The 15,688-nt window shown below is 24.0% G+C and carries 14 protein-coding genes; 5 read left to right on the top strand and 9 right to left on the bottom strand.

The window, feature by feature from the left end:
* Window positions 1-1,113 precede the first annotated feature (1,113 nt).
* From AAHM97_RS01635 to AAHM97_RS01615, 5 genes are all read right to left on the bottom strand, one after another.
* Window positions 1,114-1,872, bottom strand: a complete 759-nt coding sequence (locus tag AAHM97_RS01635; RefSeq protein WP_342269437.1) for a ThiF family adenylyltransferase — start codon at window positions 1,870-1,872, stop codon at window positions 1,114-1,116.
* A gap of 65 nt (window positions 1,873-1,937) precedes the next feature.
* Window positions 1,938-2,213: a hypothetical protein gene (locus tag AAHM97_RS01630; protein ID WP_342269215.1), complete on the bottom strand. Its 276-nt coding sequence runs from the start codon at window positions 2,211-2,213 to the stop codon at window positions 1,938-1,940.
* A 200-nt stretch (window positions 2,214-2,413) separates the two neighbouring features.
* The gene (locus AAHM97_RS01625; RefSeq protein ID WP_342269214.1) at window positions 2,414-2,740 is read right to left on the bottom strand and encodes a hypothetical protein; all 327 of its coding nucleotides are present in this window, start codon (window positions 2,738-2,740) and stop codon (window positions 2,414-2,416) included.
* 33 nt (window positions 2,741-2,773) lie between these two features.
* On the bottom strand, window positions 2,774-3,037 hold the full coding sequence (locus AAHM97_RS01620) for a hypothetical protein (RefSeq protein ID WP_342269213.1): 264 nt from the start codon (window positions 3,035-3,037) through the stop codon (window positions 2,774-2,776).
* Between the two features lie 17 nt (window positions 3,038-3,054).
* A complete protein-coding gene (locus AAHM97_RS01615) occupies window positions 3,055-3,375 on the bottom strand; it encodes a hypothetical protein (RefSeq protein WP_342269212.1) in 321 nt (106 codons plus the stop codon).
* 654 nt (window positions 3,376-4,029) lie between these two features.
* On the opposite strand from AAHM97_RS01615, the gene AAHM97_RS01610 reads away from it, so the two are divergent.
* Together AAHM97_RS01610 and AAHM97_RS01605 are read left to right on the top strand one after the other, a co-directional pair.
* Entirely contained in the window at window positions 4,030-4,398 is a 369-nt protein-coding gene (locus AAHM97_RS01610) for a hypothetical protein (RefSeq protein WP_342269211.1), read from the top strand.
* Window positions 4,319-4,915, top strand: a complete 597-nt coding sequence (locus AAHM97_RS01605; RefSeq protein ID WP_342269210.1) for a hypothetical protein — start codon at window positions 4,319-4,321, stop codon at window positions 4,913-4,915. The genes AAHM97_RS01610 and AAHM97_RS01605 overlap by 80 nt, the downstream gene beginning before the upstream one ends.
* A 627-nt stretch (window positions 4,916-5,542) precedes the next feature.
* Here AAHM97_RS01605 and AAHM97_RS01600 read toward each other — a convergent pair.
* A complete protein-coding gene (locus tag AAHM97_RS01600; RefSeq protein ID WP_342269209.1) occupies window positions 5,543-6,079 on the bottom strand; it encodes a lipoprotein in 537 nt (178 codons plus the stop codon).
* Window positions 6,080-6,238: 159 nt separating this feature from the next.
* On the opposite strand from AAHM97_RS01600, the gene AAHM97_RS01595 reads away from it, so the two are divergent.
* The 3 genes from AAHM97_RS01595 to AAHM97_RS01585 all read left to right on the top strand — a co-directional run bounded on the left by AAHM97_RS01595 (window position 6,239) and on the right by AAHM97_RS01585 (window position 12,295).
* Window positions 6,239-9,004 (top strand): hypothetical protein, encoded by a 2,766-nt coding sequence (locus tag AAHM97_RS01595; protein ID WP_342269208.1) that lies wholly within the window; start codon window positions 6,239-6,241, stop codon window positions 9,002-9,004.
* Complete coding sequence (locus AAHM97_RS01590; RefSeq protein ID WP_342269207.1) at window positions 8,997-11,138, top strand: hypothetical protein; 2,142 nt, start codon at window positions 8,997-8,999, stop codon at window positions 11,136-11,138. The genes AAHM97_RS01595 and AAHM97_RS01590 overlap by 8 nt, the downstream gene beginning before the upstream one ends.
* A gap of 380 nt (window positions 11,139-11,518) precedes the next feature.
* Entirely contained in the window at window positions 11,519-12,295 is a 777-nt protein-coding gene (locus AAHM97_RS01585; protein ID WP_342269206.1) for a lipoprotein, read from the top strand.
* Window positions 12,296-13,007: 712 nt separating this feature from the next.
* On the opposite strand, the gene AAHM97_RS01580 is transcribed toward AAHM97_RS01585, so the two are convergent.
* The 3 genes from AAHM97_RS01580 to trmFO all read right to left on the bottom strand — a co-directional run bounded on the left by AAHM97_RS01580 (window position 13,008) and on the right by trmFO (window position 15,501).
* Window positions 13,008-13,184, bottom strand: a complete 177-nt coding sequence (locus tag AAHM97_RS01580) for a hypothetical protein (protein WP_342269205.1) — start codon at window positions 13,182-13,184, stop codon at window positions 13,008-13,010.
* A 345-nt stretch (window positions 13,185-13,529) separates the two neighbouring features.
* Window positions 13,530-14,180, bottom strand: coding sequence for a uracil-DNA glycosylase (locus tag AAHM97_RS01575; protein WP_342269204.1), 651 nt, complete (start codon window positions 14,178-14,180; stop codon window positions 13,530-13,532).
* 7 nt (window positions 14,181-14,187) lie between these two features.
* Window positions 14,188-15,501 (bottom strand): methylenetetrahydrofolate--tRNA-(uracil(54)-C(5))-methyltransferase (FADH(2)-oxidizing) TrmFO, encoded by a 1,314-nt coding sequence (gene trmFO / locus AAHM97_RS01570; protein ID WP_342269203.1) that lies wholly within the window; start codon window positions 15,499-15,501, stop codon window positions 14,188-14,190.
* Window positions 15,502-15,688 lie beyond the last annotated feature (187 nt).

Here is a 15,688-nt window from a genome sequence, read left to right as displayed (position 1 = left end):
AAAAATAAATATTTTATTAATTTGTAAAAATATGTATAACTCTAAAGTTAAAAATTTTATTTATCCTATTAATTAATATTAAATTATCTTTCGAAACTTTATTACGACATTTATACCCACCTTATTTTGCTTTAAAATTGAATTAAATATAATATATGGGGTTTTTATCTTTTGGATAAAAAAATTCAAAATAAATCTATATTAACAAATTAATACTTTCATATTAATATAATAACATGTTAATTTATTTTTTGTTAAAAAAAGTAAAAAATACAAGGAAATTCGTTGTAGAAGGTTTTATAATTTCTAATTTTTACTCATTTTTTAGAATATTTTGTTTGTTTCTTTTAAATTTTCCATAATAAAAATCTCCCAAATATACAATAATTTTATCTCAAAATTAAGCAAATTTTTTACAATTGCTTTTTTTATTATTGTATACATAAAAGATTATATACACCATAACCTAAATACATCTTTATTTTTTATTTTTCTTTGTTTCTACTATAATTAGACAAAAAAAATAGCATTAACATTGCTATTTCTTGTGTATTTAGATCTAATTATCCAACTTAACAATATTATTTACCTTATATATCAAAAGTTAATCCTAATACGAACGATATATCATTGTCATCATCGTTTATTGGTGATAGTAAATTATTTATTGATACTTTTCCCGGTGGTACTGTGGTTAAAAATTTTACAGAATTATTCAGATTACTTGTATCAACATCAAAATTAAAAGTAAAAAATTTAATGAATTGTTACTTTGATAATAAAAAAGTACAAAATCTGTTATATTATCCACCAGTGGTGCTAAAAGTGGAATATAAGCATAGGTGCAGATTGATTATTTTATGTTTCGACTTGATTATTCTTGGACTAATTCATCGAAACATTGATAAAAAATATTATAAATTTTTTGATCTGAATCATTAATTTCTTTTGTTAAAACAGAAAAGAGATAATCATTATAATCTTACCTCAATAATTATTCCAACATTATTTTCTAGTTTTTACATAATTTATTTAATTATAATAATAATTGATGTCTTGCTTTATTATCTTTTATAGGTACTTATAGAACCAAAAACAAAATAAATACACTTATTAAATGTTATAAGTTTCCTTTGATTTAGGTCCGCAAAATTTACATTTTATATTTTTATTAAAATCAAATAATGCTTTTTCAAAATTATTATTTGAAACTGCAATCTTCTTTGAAATAGACTGTATTTTATCTATTCTGTTATCCACAAAATTTATTATTTCCTCCGCCGCTATTGAAACAGCTATTGAATTATTAACATATCAAGATGGAACCATTTTTGAATAATTATTGATATCTAAAATAACTTCGTCAATATTATTTAAATTTAATTCAACTTTTTCATTATCACAAAAAAGACATGAACTGTTTACAATGCTTGGAATATAAAATGGACCAACTGCAGAAACATTATTAAAATAACCCAAATTTATTAACGGGATACTATTCTTAACACAAATTAAATTTGTTAATTTTATTATATCTAATTCATCGGCAGACAAAATAACCAATGACTTAAAAAATGATTTTTTCTCTAATATCTCTATAAATTTTTTGTATTCAAATTTTATTGAAATATCTAAATTTAAATCAGTAATATTTAAGTTATCAAACCTATTTTTTAGTGAATCCCTTAAAACCTCTGTTTTATATTTTCCAATATCGTTTTTTGTAAAAAGAAATTGTCTATTCAAATTGCTTTTTTCAACAATATCTTTATCTATTATCATTATATTTTTTGCACCTATTGATGATAAACAATAAGATATTGCATTTCCTATCCCCCCAGCTCCAATAATAATATAATTAAATTCTGCGATTTTATTCTTAATATCTTTGTAGTTTCCATTGCCCGCAAAATAGTTTAAGTATAAATCGCTTCTACTTAAACTTGAATTTTCATCATAACTGAGTCTATTAAAACAGCTTTGGTATTTATGTAATTTTTAATCTCAATATCAATTAACATTTTTTCACACATTAAATCTATTTCGCCAAGTGAAATAGATTTACTATTAAAAATTCATTCAAAAATTTTTTTGTTTTTATTTCAACTATCAAGGCTAATAATTTTTTGATTAGTGCCTTTATTCAAAATAACAATATTTTTTAATTTATAAATAGTAAACGTCTTTGCTAGACAGTATTTTTTTTCATTCATAAATCCCCAAAAAAATAAAATAAAGATTAAATCTTTATTTTATTAAATTAATTTGACATTTGTCCAATAATTATATCCATTGTATCCACCTCCTTTCTAAGCAAATATGAACCTATGTCACCAGCTGTAAAATAAATATTTTATTTTCATTATGATTGAGCATAAAGGGAGCTAAGTGCACTGTTTTTCACTTAGTTTTTTTACTTATTTCTATTAATATTATAATTGATATCTTTGAAATAATTTCACTTATTTATAAATAATTTAAAATAATTTAAGAAATCTAATTGGTCCTTAGACCTATCGCCAAATGTTCTTATAAATATTTGCTTAATCCAACCATGTAAACTTTCGGTTGGGGAATTGTGTTTAAAACCACTATTTGACATTGAGTGGATTATTTGATGATCATTTTTCATTAATTCATAAACTTTTAGATTTGCAAATGCAGTTCCACGATCTGATTGGATAATTAATTTTCTTTTATTTTTTTTATCAAAAAAAGATATTTGCTTAAAAACTTTCATTACACTTTCAGAATTTTCACTTTTATCAAAATATTATGATAGGACCTTTTTATTTTCTCAAATATATGAAATTAAACAATTAAATTTTTTGTAGCAATGTTTATATTCAAGAAATATTTTGATATTTGTGCCATCAACTCCAACAACATTTGGAGTTTTATAATTCATATGGATAAAATCATCCTTAACATATTGATTATGTTTTTTAGATAAGCGTATGCGTCTTTTTTTTCTGATTGCTGTTTTAAACAAGTTTGGCTCGTCTTGTAAAATTTCTCTAATTAATTTTACGGACACATTTGTATGTTTAAATGTTATAATTCAATTGAAATATCAATTACACTGATGCAAAAAGCCTTATTTTCCTTTAATTTTCAGTAATTTTTGCAATAAGTCATATGCGCTTTCTTCCTTTTCAAAGGAAATAATGAAAGAATTAAATCTCAATTAAAAACTAATTCTCTTATTTTCAATAGATTTGAAAAATTAGTATAACAAAATGATTTTTTTCCAAAGCCGAGAGCAGATTTAATAAAAAATGAAATTTGTCGCTCTGTACAAGATGATGATTGAAAATCTTTATAATAATTTTTTATTCCTTCTAAGTTATTTTTGAGATATGCATAAAATGACATAAATTCTTTTTTCTTACTATAATCAAGATCATTTAGTAATTTATCCTTATGTTTTTCTATATAATTTACAAGGTCGAAAAATTGATATTTGTTCTCTTTATTACAAATTATTTGTCAGAATGAGTGACTCTAAGTAGACCAATAATTTAAAAAATAACTTTTCTTGAATTAGAGGAGAACTAGAATGGGTAAGAGATATAGTGAAAATGTAAAAAACAGCATTATAAAGATTTAAAAAAGGAGAAAATGTTAGAAAAATAGCCAATGAACTAAATATCGTTTCTGGTCCACAATTAATATATATTTGAGAAAAAAATGAAAAATTTTGTTATTCTAAAAGTATTGATAAGTGTAAAGGAATGAATGAGATGGCAAAAAAAATAGAAAAGAATATATGGCAGCTGAATTGAAGGCAAATATAAAAGAAAACAAAGAACTTAAGAAAAAAATGCATTATTGCAAAAACAACATGAAAATGATTTGATTGATAAATTACTTATGAAAGGAGAAATTTAAGTTTTAAAAAGTCCATTCCTTCTTGCACGGCAACAATGATGATCAATTTGATGAGGATGAGTAAGAAGGACAAATTAGAAGTTTAAAACCAAAATATATAAACATTATGCTAGTTCTCAAATTTATATTTTTGAGGCAATGTACGGCATTGGTACAAATAAATTGATTAAATATTTTACCATCACAAAAAACACATATAAAAAATTTAAGGTAAAATGAAATCTTAAATCCCCAATTGAAATCTATAAAAAATGTTTGGATATTCCTTCTATACCAAATTATGTTAGTATTAGTTATTCAAAAGCTCTAGATTATATTTTTGAATTTAAGGCAATAAACAAGGGGATTGTAACCAGCGCTCAAGATATTCATAGCCAAATATTACTCAAAAAAGGTGAAAATGTATCAATTAAAATGGTAAGAAGAGTTGCTAAAGAAAATCCAAATATTTTTAAAACAGTATCTAGACCAAAAAAAACAAAATTATTTTTCATCAAATCACAATAAATATGTTAGGGATGACCGTGTCAAGAATACCTATAAAACCCCAATTGTTATTGGGATTAATGGTACATATTTTAGATTCTATTTAAAAGGTAAAAAGAATATAACAAAAACATGTGCGATAATTTCATATGGTTGAGCTAAAAAGAATATTATTTCATGTTCGTTTCAGCCAACAGAAAATTTTGCTAATGTTTTAAAAGTTATAAAAAAAATTAATAATTATGCTAAGAATGAAAATAAAAAAATAATTATTCAAATAGATCGTGGAACTGCGTTTGCAAATAAATCTATTTATGATTATGTTGATAGTTCAAAAAATATATTCCACTCAATGTCTAATAGTGGTTTTAAACACAACTCTCCGACAGAGAGCTTAAATGGTTGGATTAAACAAAAGTTTTTTAAATCATTCGGTAGAATATTTAGAGATATGAAACATTTTTACAATTGTTTCCAAAAATTTGTTAAAAATTGAAATTGAATAAAGGAAATAAATTATAATTTAGAAAGAAAGTAGAATAGTTATTAGATTAACTGGTCTACTTAGAGTTATTTTTTCTAGTAAAATATAAATAAAATTAAAAATTATTATGTAATCAAATTTAGTTTAAAATTGTTTAATTTTTAGAAGTGATATTACTATATTTTTTAAAAATTTCTATATTAGAATAATCCAAATAAAAAATCAAATAAAATAATAAATACTTGCAGTAAATTTTTAAGATCATTTATATAATCGAAAAGGATTAAATTATTACGTCGTATAGTTTTTAAATTATAAAAAATGTATTCAAGATTAATATTGACAAATTGTCAAAACTCTTTTTATCAGTAAATGTTTAGTACATCGTGTTGTTAGTTAATTTAAGTTTTATCGTTTATATGTTCATAAATTTATGAATTAGTTTTTATTTGTCGATAATGATTATTTATTTTCCATTAATAAATTTTTTGAAAATTTATTTAACTATCACCCTTGATATAGATCAACACTTATTGATAATAGGAATATTAGGGTGCGATATCATAAATGAGGAGTAGTAACTTATATTACATTTTTATTTTTATAAAAAAATGGAGGCTTTGATCCACCCCCAATAAACATAGATTGCTTTTTTTATCAATCATAAACAAAATAATGGTATTATTTTGGATAATTATTGACTCAATCATTTATTTGAACATAATATTTTTCATATTTTTTAGATAAATTAATGAAATATTTATACTCACTATCATAATAATCTTTATCATTTGTTGATATAAAACTTAGTTCGTTACCTTCTACAGTATCAATTTCATCTACATTCTTATTATTATTTGACATAATATAATAAAAATAACCTAAAGCATTATATAATTGATTAAAAACTTGAAATTTTAAATAGTCCTCATTGGTTGAACGAAACTCATCTTCTCATTCTTGTGACCACGGCTTTGTATGATATGCTTTAAAACTTCGCTCATAAAATGGTTGAGCTGATTTAGAAATCTCAATCCCAATATTTTTTAGATCATCCTTATTATTTGGATATTGAGCGGGCATCTTAAACCAAGGTTTTTCTACATTTTCATCTGGTTTATTCGGTTTGTTATTATTATCATTTTCACAGCTTATAACTGTTGTAGATGATGAAATTAGCAAACCAATTCCACCCAATAGCGCTAATATTCTTTTCATATTTAAATCCTCCTATATAATACTATATACCATATTTTATCAAAAAGTTTTTTTTTACCGATTTTTTTACCTTTTTTTATTACATTTTTATTAATTAATGATACATTTTTATTAAGGAGGTGATAATAGATAACAAATATTAGAAAAAAAGGAGGGAAAGTGAAAAAAAAGAATTCATATTTACAATTATTAACTAATATGTTTGATAAACATAAGAATAAGAGTAAATTTAAAAAAATAACATTAATATTATTAACTGGATTAACGATTTCTAGTTCAATAGCAACTGGTTGTGTACTGGCAACAAAACATAACAATATTCAACAGCCAGAACAATTTTATTATAAGTACGATAATACAAACTTTAAAGATAAGGATGATTTATTAAAATATGCTTTGTCTAAATCAAAACAAAAAGAATATGATTATCAAAGCTCACAATACTTATTTCAAGGTCAATATTATCAAAGTCAAGACCAATTAAATAAAGGCTTAGCTGATAAGTTTAAAATTGATGAGGTTTCAACAATTAAAAACCCCATAAACTACATAACAGAATCATCGGGAAAACTATCTAATTTAGTTATTACAGATAAAAATGATAGTAATGTAAAAGTATATCAAGGTAGTAATGGAAGTGCTTATTTAGATAAAAATGATGCGTTAGAAACCTATAAAAATAATTATAATATTACATATAAGGCTTGTGACAAAGAATTTGAAAATATATATTCTGCGCAACAATATTATAAAGATGTAAAACTAAAAGAATTAGAAAATAATAATGAGTCAGCACAAACCTGTTATATGCAAGGTGCATTAGCAGAAACAAAGGATGAAATAAAAAACTGAATTAGAAAAAATATAAAAAAGGGCTTTGATGTTAATGGGAATCAATTTAGTGATTATAATTATTCAGAGTTTCTCAATCAATATAAAAATATTGATAACGGAATAACTGACAAATATATAAAAAAAGCAGATGATGCTAAATTAAATACATATTGAATTGACCAAATTAATACAAATGTAATGGGATATTTTTCAGGACCAAAATATGTAGAAACACCCCAAAATTTAAATGAAAGCCTTAACTTCGAAGAATCAAGTTCATTTGATATCAATGCCCTTTTAATCCCAAAATATCTTGAAGCAGTTGGTGGATGTGTTATCTATAATGTTCTTACACAATCAGAACAATCTAATGAAAATTATGATTTTTTAAAATATTGAGGTGAGGTAAAAGAAACAATTAAAAGTAGCGTTGATGATAGTGTTATTAGCCAAATAGATAATTATATTTCTAAACTAGGTAAAGATATTATTAATAAAGCAAACGAGCAATTAGCATGTATTCAAGACCCCAAACTAAATAATTTTTATAAATTTTTGATATCAATGAAGAGAATATTAGAGAGAATGAAAATGTTTCCAAATCACAGCATAAAACCAGCTGAACTTGAAAAACTTTTCAAACAAATAATTATTGGTGTAATAGATAGTAAAAAAGAATTTTCAAATAAATTTTTTAAACCTTCAAATAACACAAATATACTTTTAGATGATAGTGTTTCATTTAAAGATTTGTATAATTTATTCTTAAATACAAATCAATTTTATAACGATAGCAGTAGCAATCCCCTATCAAAATTAAATAATTTTGTAAAAAATGCACAAGGTGTTCTTAATAATATTTTCGATTTAATAGGAAACGGTGCAAGCATGTGTTCTGGTCTTAACGAATACACTAAAGGACCAAAACAAGATAATAAAGATGTATCTGGTAAAATAAGGGAAAATCAACAAATATGTAAAAATACCCTATCAAACCAATCAGATAAATTGTTTGATGCATTGGGTTTCAAAAATAATGAACTAAAGACGAATTTGAGTATTGGGGCACCATCAGTTTTAGGAATAATTAGTGAAGCATGAAGTCTTGGTAATTCATTAAGTTTTTTATCGGTAAAAACATATGAAGCAAAGATCGATGAAAATCAATCAATTTATTATACTGTTCCAGTACTTAAAATACCTGTAATAAATTTTGATATCACAAAACCTGATATAAAAACACACGTTTATGAATTAACAACCGCACCTGTTCAATACTCACCAGAAGGAAAGAATGCGGATGTTTATCAGTTTAATGACTGTTATTATTTTAATAAAGAACAAGCAATAAATGATTTAAGAATTGATATGTACCAAAATCCTGAAAAATATTTTATCACAAAAAAAATATTTGTATCAAATTTAGACAATTCTGAGTTTATTATTAATCTTGATAAAATTAAGACAGATTACGATAGTAATGGGATAACATCTGCTAAATACCAAAAAGCGTTTAATGAAGCAAAAGAAAATTTTGTTGATAAATTGTTTAATAAATACTACGAAAATACAAAGAAAACTTTTTATCTCGATGGTTTTGGAAATTATTTTGAAGAGAAAGAAAGCGCTATAGCTAGTTTAAATAAAAATGTTGATAAACTGGATAACTATAAAAAATTTTATACATATAAAACAGAAAATGATAAAAAATTTTATTTTGAAAAGAAACAAGATGTAGAAAATTTTATTGTTAATAACCAATTAATCAAAAATAAAAATGTATTATCATCGCAATTATATACAACAATGATTTACGGACAATTAACAAGGTTAGATGACCAATCATATACAATATATAGACTTGATTATTATGGAAAATATTTATATTTTACATCACGTTTGCAAGCTTTTAATTATTTAAAAAACCATGTTGATTATAAAGTTGTGAATACTGATAATCAATTATTTGAATATAATATCAATGATAAAAAATTTTATAATAAAAATGATTTTGATAGATATATTCTCAACTTAGCTGAAAAAATTTATAAGCAATGATGTGATAATAAAGGAGACAAGAAATATGCTTAAAACATACCTATCGATAACAACAGCAATGTCAATTGGTGTTACAACAGCTTCAACAACAGCTATAAATATAACACAAAATGATAAAAATACTGATTATTATCAGAACTTATATGATGATATAAGGTTAAATTCAAAAAATTTAGGGTCATCCTTTTATACTGAATATGACAATCAAAAATTTTATTCTGAAGATGAATTTGATGGTTATTTAGCAAAAAAATCATTAATATCACAAGTAACAACCACATCAAACCCTAGTAAAATTGTTAAGGACTATGAAAATCAGACCTTAGACCCAAATAAAATATATGATACTAATATAAATAAAGCACATCAGGTTTTTAGAGATGCTTTTGGAAATATTGCAATGTCTGCAAATGATGCATTAAATACGTATACAAATGAAGGTTTGGTAAAGGATAGATACAGTTATGATAATATTGATTGATATGCTAGTCCAGAAGAGGCCAAGATTTCTCAAAAAGATAAATTAAATATTCAAAGTTCAATCTTTTATCTTTACAAGGATAGATACTATAACGCTTTTAATACAAAAGATATTTCTCAGTTATTAAATAGATTTGAAGATGGCTATTATGTTAATATCAATAAAAATTACTCAGGTCAACCACTAAGTACTAATATTAATCTTTGAGGTAATGCAAAAGATATTCACGATAAATTGCGTGATTCACCACAATTAAAGGATGATTTTATTTCTAATTATTATAAAAATGCTATTGATTTTACTTCCACAAATGTACTTACAATAAATTGTCATGGAAGTCATGAATTAAGAGTTAAATACGACAATCAAAAAGAAGAGACATATAAAGAGGGTTCTCCGTTTAAATTAAAATTTGCAAATAAATATAAAAGTGATGAGGAAATGTTGAACGATTTTAAATGTAAAAAATTGTGAAACCAGGATAATATGGAAAATCATTGTTTGAAAAAAAGAAATTATTGAACCAGAAAAATGGAAATTTTGGATAATAATGGTGAAAAGCAAGATGTAACATTAGAATTATGAGCGTCAGAATTAGGAGTGAAGGATTGAAGTAATTATACTTCAACTGATGATTTCAAATATACATTTGAAACAGAGGCATCGATTACTCCATTTATTTATAATGATAATGGGTCAAAAGATTATCTTACTCCAATTAAATATTTACCAGGTAGATATACAAAAGATGAATTAACTATTGATGAAAAAGACCAAATTTATAATATATGATTTGATAATTATTTTGACAAAATTTTAACCAATTTTTCATATGGTAAAAATGATAATATTGACTGAAATAATAAAGAAGTTGAATATAATGATCTTCTACAAGAAAAGTATATAAAAAATAATGATGGTACAGTTCTAAAAGATAAATTATTCGCTCTTAACGAAGGCATTGGGAAAAAATATTCACTAATTCAAGCAATGTTAGAATTTAAAGATAAAAAAGCTCAATTATTGAGGAACCCACATTTAATAAATGGAGTTAAAAAATATGAAATAAGACCTGATTTTTTTGCAACAGAAGATGATCTTAATATATTCTTACCACTAATAGATTCAATGGAGAATCGAGTAAAATATTTTGAATCTAATAATAATAAGTTTTCTGACCAAGAGTGTATATTATTATCAAATACACAACAAGAAGCTTTGGAAAAATCATTTGTAAATGCAAATATATCACTTAAAAAAAGATATATTGCCTATGATGTTTTTGGCAATAGCATAACATCGGGAGTAAGTGAAGATGATGCTGTCAGACGTTTACAAAACAATTTAAGTATTGAATCTAGAATGGTTAGCGATAAAGAATATAATTCTTGAAATCTAAATTATAAAAAAGATTTTAGTAGTATAATTTCTGATGGAATATATGTTATCTATAGAATTCAAGACCCATGTAAACAAGATAATTACTTATATTATCCATCCTTTGAATTAGCATTAAAAGCCTTTAAAAGTTCTTTAAGAATTGAAAACACTGTTTTTGATTCCGAAACAGAAACTTTTTTATATAACTATATTGATAAAAATAACAAGCAAGTAGCAATAATTTATTATAATAACGATATTGACGGGGCAATTAATCAAATTAAAAAGTATAATAAAGAACAATAATAAATATTGTAGAAATTTTTATAAAGTATAGGAAAACTAAGCATGCTGGAGGGTAAAACCTCCAGTTTTTTATAAAACAATATTATAACAACTTGATAATAAATATGTTAAAAATAGTTTAAATTATTTTGCCTATTATCATTTTTTTACAATTGATTGTTAGCGTTCTAACACTTGTAGTTAGATATTTTTCATTGTTAATAACATCACAAAACAGCAAAAATTTATTAAAAAATATGTTATTATATAAAAAATTATTTTCCTCAAAAGGCTTTATTAGTAGACATTGCAAAATATTATGATATAATATATCTGTGAGAAAAATATCTATAATTTAATTAACGATATTTTTTCTCAATAAAAACAAAGGAGTAATAAATATGAAAAAATTATTAGGAATACTAGGAGCAATGGGGTTAGTTTGTTCTACAAGTGCAAATGTTATTTCTTGTGGTGATAATAGTCCTAAAGCTGATGATTCAGATATATTGGCTTTATTACCAAAGGAATATCCAAAATCTGTTGATGACCTAAAAGCATTATTGGCCTCAAAAAAAGAAACAATCAAAAATATAAGTGATGCAGCTTATAAAGCTATTATGCAGGCTAATAAAGATAACCCAAAAATTAGTCTTGAACCGAAGGTTGATTCACTTAATAATGATACAAAAGAATTTATAAAATCTAACAATGATTATCAAAAGTTTATTGTTCTTGAGGATGCCGCAACAGCGATTGGTTATTTATATTTTCATTTAACGAATGACAAAGGTGATGGATTTAATTATGCAGATGGGTCACACATAAGCACAATTACTAGTCCATATCATAAATTCGGTTTCGATGATTATCTAACAAATCATACGAACACTATTAAATCAATAGCCGATTGGTATAAAAAAGTTCCAAAACTTAAACTTAGTGACGTGGTAAAAACTACACAATTGACTATTACTTATTCTAAGGATATGGGAGATGACCAGATTATATCAAATATAGATGAGAACAACAAGGATTTAAATTTAGATAGTGAATCAGTTACAATTACAAATAAAAAAGAGGCAGGATTTACTATAACTGCTAATGATGGATCAAATTCCGATGGTGAAATTTGCGCCTTTACTGGAAAAGTTGACCTAACATTTAAAACTACTTAAGACAAAATTATAGCTAAATATTTTCTTTTACAAGGAAAATTAATGATGAAAACCTTGATTTACTTCATATTTCATTGAAATTAAACATGTTGCAAATTATTATACATAATTAAATTTACATAATAATGTGCCTTATTCATACTAAAAATCATTTCCATATGGAAATGATTTTTTATTTATTTTTATATTGTATTATTATATTCTTTTATTTTTGCAATTGCTTGATCTATATCATAGTTAAAAAATATGATTGGTACAAGTTTATTGTTTTTATCAATATAATTGTACAAACATGTTTGTACTTCTGAATCAAAAGCAATGTTACTTGCTCTAAAATTATTTTTTACAGACTTAAGAGCTTGCTCATATGATGCATAATATATATCCTTGCCATTATTATTAACAACCCAATTTTATAGACAACATATCTCCCATCACTAATAATACTTTTATAATCTTTTTTGAAGTTTTTATTTCATGATTTAAATTCATTATCACTTATCATTTTAGACTCAATATTAATTTTATTTTGAAGTTTTAAGATTACATCATCTTCCCTTATACTCGATGTTATACTATTGCCAAAAACATCATAGGCAATATATCTTTTTTTAAGTGAAAGATTAGAATTTACAAAGGATTTTTCTAAGGCTTCTTGGCGAGTTTCGGAAAGTATTTTTCCTTCATAATCTGATAAAAGATTATCATCAGATTAAAAAAATTTTATTTTTCCATCAAGTGCCCCTAAAAAAGGTAAATACACATTTAATTGTTCTTTGGTTACAAAGAAATCTGGTCTTAGTTCATATTTAGTTTGACCGTTAACAATTTGTGGATTTGCTAGGATTTGTTGTTTTATAGGTTGAAAGTCAATGTGAGATTGAATCAATGAATACTCTTATAAAAAATTATAATATTTATTTTAGATAAAATTATGACATCAAATATTTATTTATACTAAATTATAATATTATTTACTCTTTCTAAGGTACCTTTGATTTATTTGTTTTAAATGTGTAACTTAATTTTTTTTAACACTTGTAAAACACTATGCAAATTTTGTGATCTGTAGAATAAATAAAATATATTTCATAATTCTATTTTATATAAAATTATATCGCAGATTTTTCTAAAATAATTTACACATGACATTATCTATTTCAATTGAAAAAAGAACTCTTAAAATGAATCTGATATTTATCTTATAACTATAAATATTGATTTTTCATATAAGCTATTTTTCTCAAAAGATTGGTATTTTTTTAAGTTCTAAAAGTAAACTATTTATCTTTGAAAATGGCTTACTATCTTTAAAATATTTATAATAACTAAATGGTGAAGGATGGCCAGAAACGATAAGATTATTTGAATAAATATTTAGTTGGTCAAATACATTTTTTGCATATTTTCCCCAAAGACAAAAAATAATATTTTTATTTATTTCAAATAAGTGTAAAAGAATTTTTTTTGTTATATTTTCTCAACCCATATTTTTACAACTATTTGGTTGGTTTTTATTAACAGTTCAAACTGTATTAATTAATAAAACACCTTGTCTAACCCATTCACTTAAATCATTATTTTTAAAATGGTTGATATTTAAATCATTATCTAATTCTTTAAATATATTTTGTAGGCTAGGTGGAGTTTTAATATTATTATTTACACTAAAAGCTATACCATTTGCTTGGTCTTTTCTATGATATGGGTCTTGACCAATAATTACAACTTTAACATCCCCATCTTCTACTAAATTAAAAATATTAAATAAATTATCCTTTGGTGGGAAAACTTTAATATTTTGATTGTATATTTTGTTAATTAAAATATTAATATCATTATTTATTTTAGACTCTTTAAAAAAAATATCTCAGCTTTTCTTCATTTTTATCTTAAGTGCTCTCAATCATACAATGTCTTAAATAGTTAATTAATGTCTTTATTTCTTGTTGAGATTGGTCAAAAGAGTAAAATTCACTTTTTGTATTTTTATTTTTTTGGTCAAGAATTCCCAGGTTTGCTTTCATGGGTTTTAGATTTTCATGACGAGGATTTGTAATATAATAGTTTAGTGCACCAATCATACTTCTTCTAGATAATGGTCTTAGTGTTATATTTCTTAAATATGCTAAAACACAAATACCAGTCCAAATTCCACTACTAGCAGATTCAATGTAACCTTCAACTCCAGTTATTTGTCCTGAAAAAAATAAATTATTATTAACTTTTGATTGTTGATTAAAATTGATAACCTTGGGACTGTTTAAATAATAGTTTTTATGAAGAACACCATATCTCACAATCTTTATATTTTTCATTCCAGGTAATGTTTTTAATACTCGATCTTGCTCACCTCATTTAAGATTAGTTTGAAAACCAACAAAACTAAATAAATTGCCAAGACTGTCGTCTTGCCTTAACTGAACAACAGCTGTATAATTAATATCATTATTATTCAAATTATTTGGAGAAAGTGGTCCATTGATAAGTAATTTTTTAGACTTTGTCGCTAATTCTTCAATTGGCTGACAACCCTTAAAAAAGTTATTTTTATCAATTTCATTTAATTTTGTTTTTTTTGCATTAATAAGTTCTTTGTAAAAATCTTCAAATTGTTTTTCGTCTAAACCTACGCATAAATATTTGCCATCATTTTTATGTCGGTTTTGTCAATATGTTTTACTAAAATCTATTGAGTCTTTTTCAACAATAGGACTAGAAGCATCATAAAAAAACATGTCATCTTGGGTAATGTTTTGCTTTATTCAACTTTTTAATTTCTCGCTAGTTAAAGGTCCGGTTGCGATTATATTAATCTCATCATTGTTTAATTTAGTTATTTCCTCATTATTATAGGAGATATTTGGATGATTTATAATTGTATTTTCTATAAAAGATGAGAACATAAAACGATCAACACTTAATGCATCATCACTTACAATTTTAGCTTGTTCTGCTGCCTTTATAATCAATGAATTTAAGAGTTTCATTTCCTCTTTCAATATTCCAGCCGCATTAAGCTTTGATAAACTTCTTAAACTATTAGAACATACCAATTCTGCTAAAAGATCTGATTTTTGAATTTCATTTTTTTTAATTTTTTTTGATTCAAAAAGATTAACCATAACACCGTTATTTGCTAAAAATCATGCAATTTCACAACCAGCAAGTCCACCTCCAATTATATTTACATTTTTATTAGTCATTTATAAATCTCAACATAATTCTTTTAATATTATACCAATATATTTCAATTTTATAAGCTTAAAATGATAAAGTTTATAATAATAATACAACAAAAGTAGTTTTTTCACAAATAATAAGCAAAATTTAAATGTTTTTTTGGACCAAAGCTATTTTTACAAGTTTATTAAATAATTGCTAGATATATTA

Origin of the sequence: Spiroplasma endosymbiont of Aspidapion aeneum (genome assembly GCF_964031045.1) — a bacterium.
GTDB lineage: Bacteria > Bacillota_I > Bacilli_A > Mycoplasmatales > Mycoplasmataceae.
This window is presented reverse-complemented; position numbering and strand designations above follow the sequence as displayed.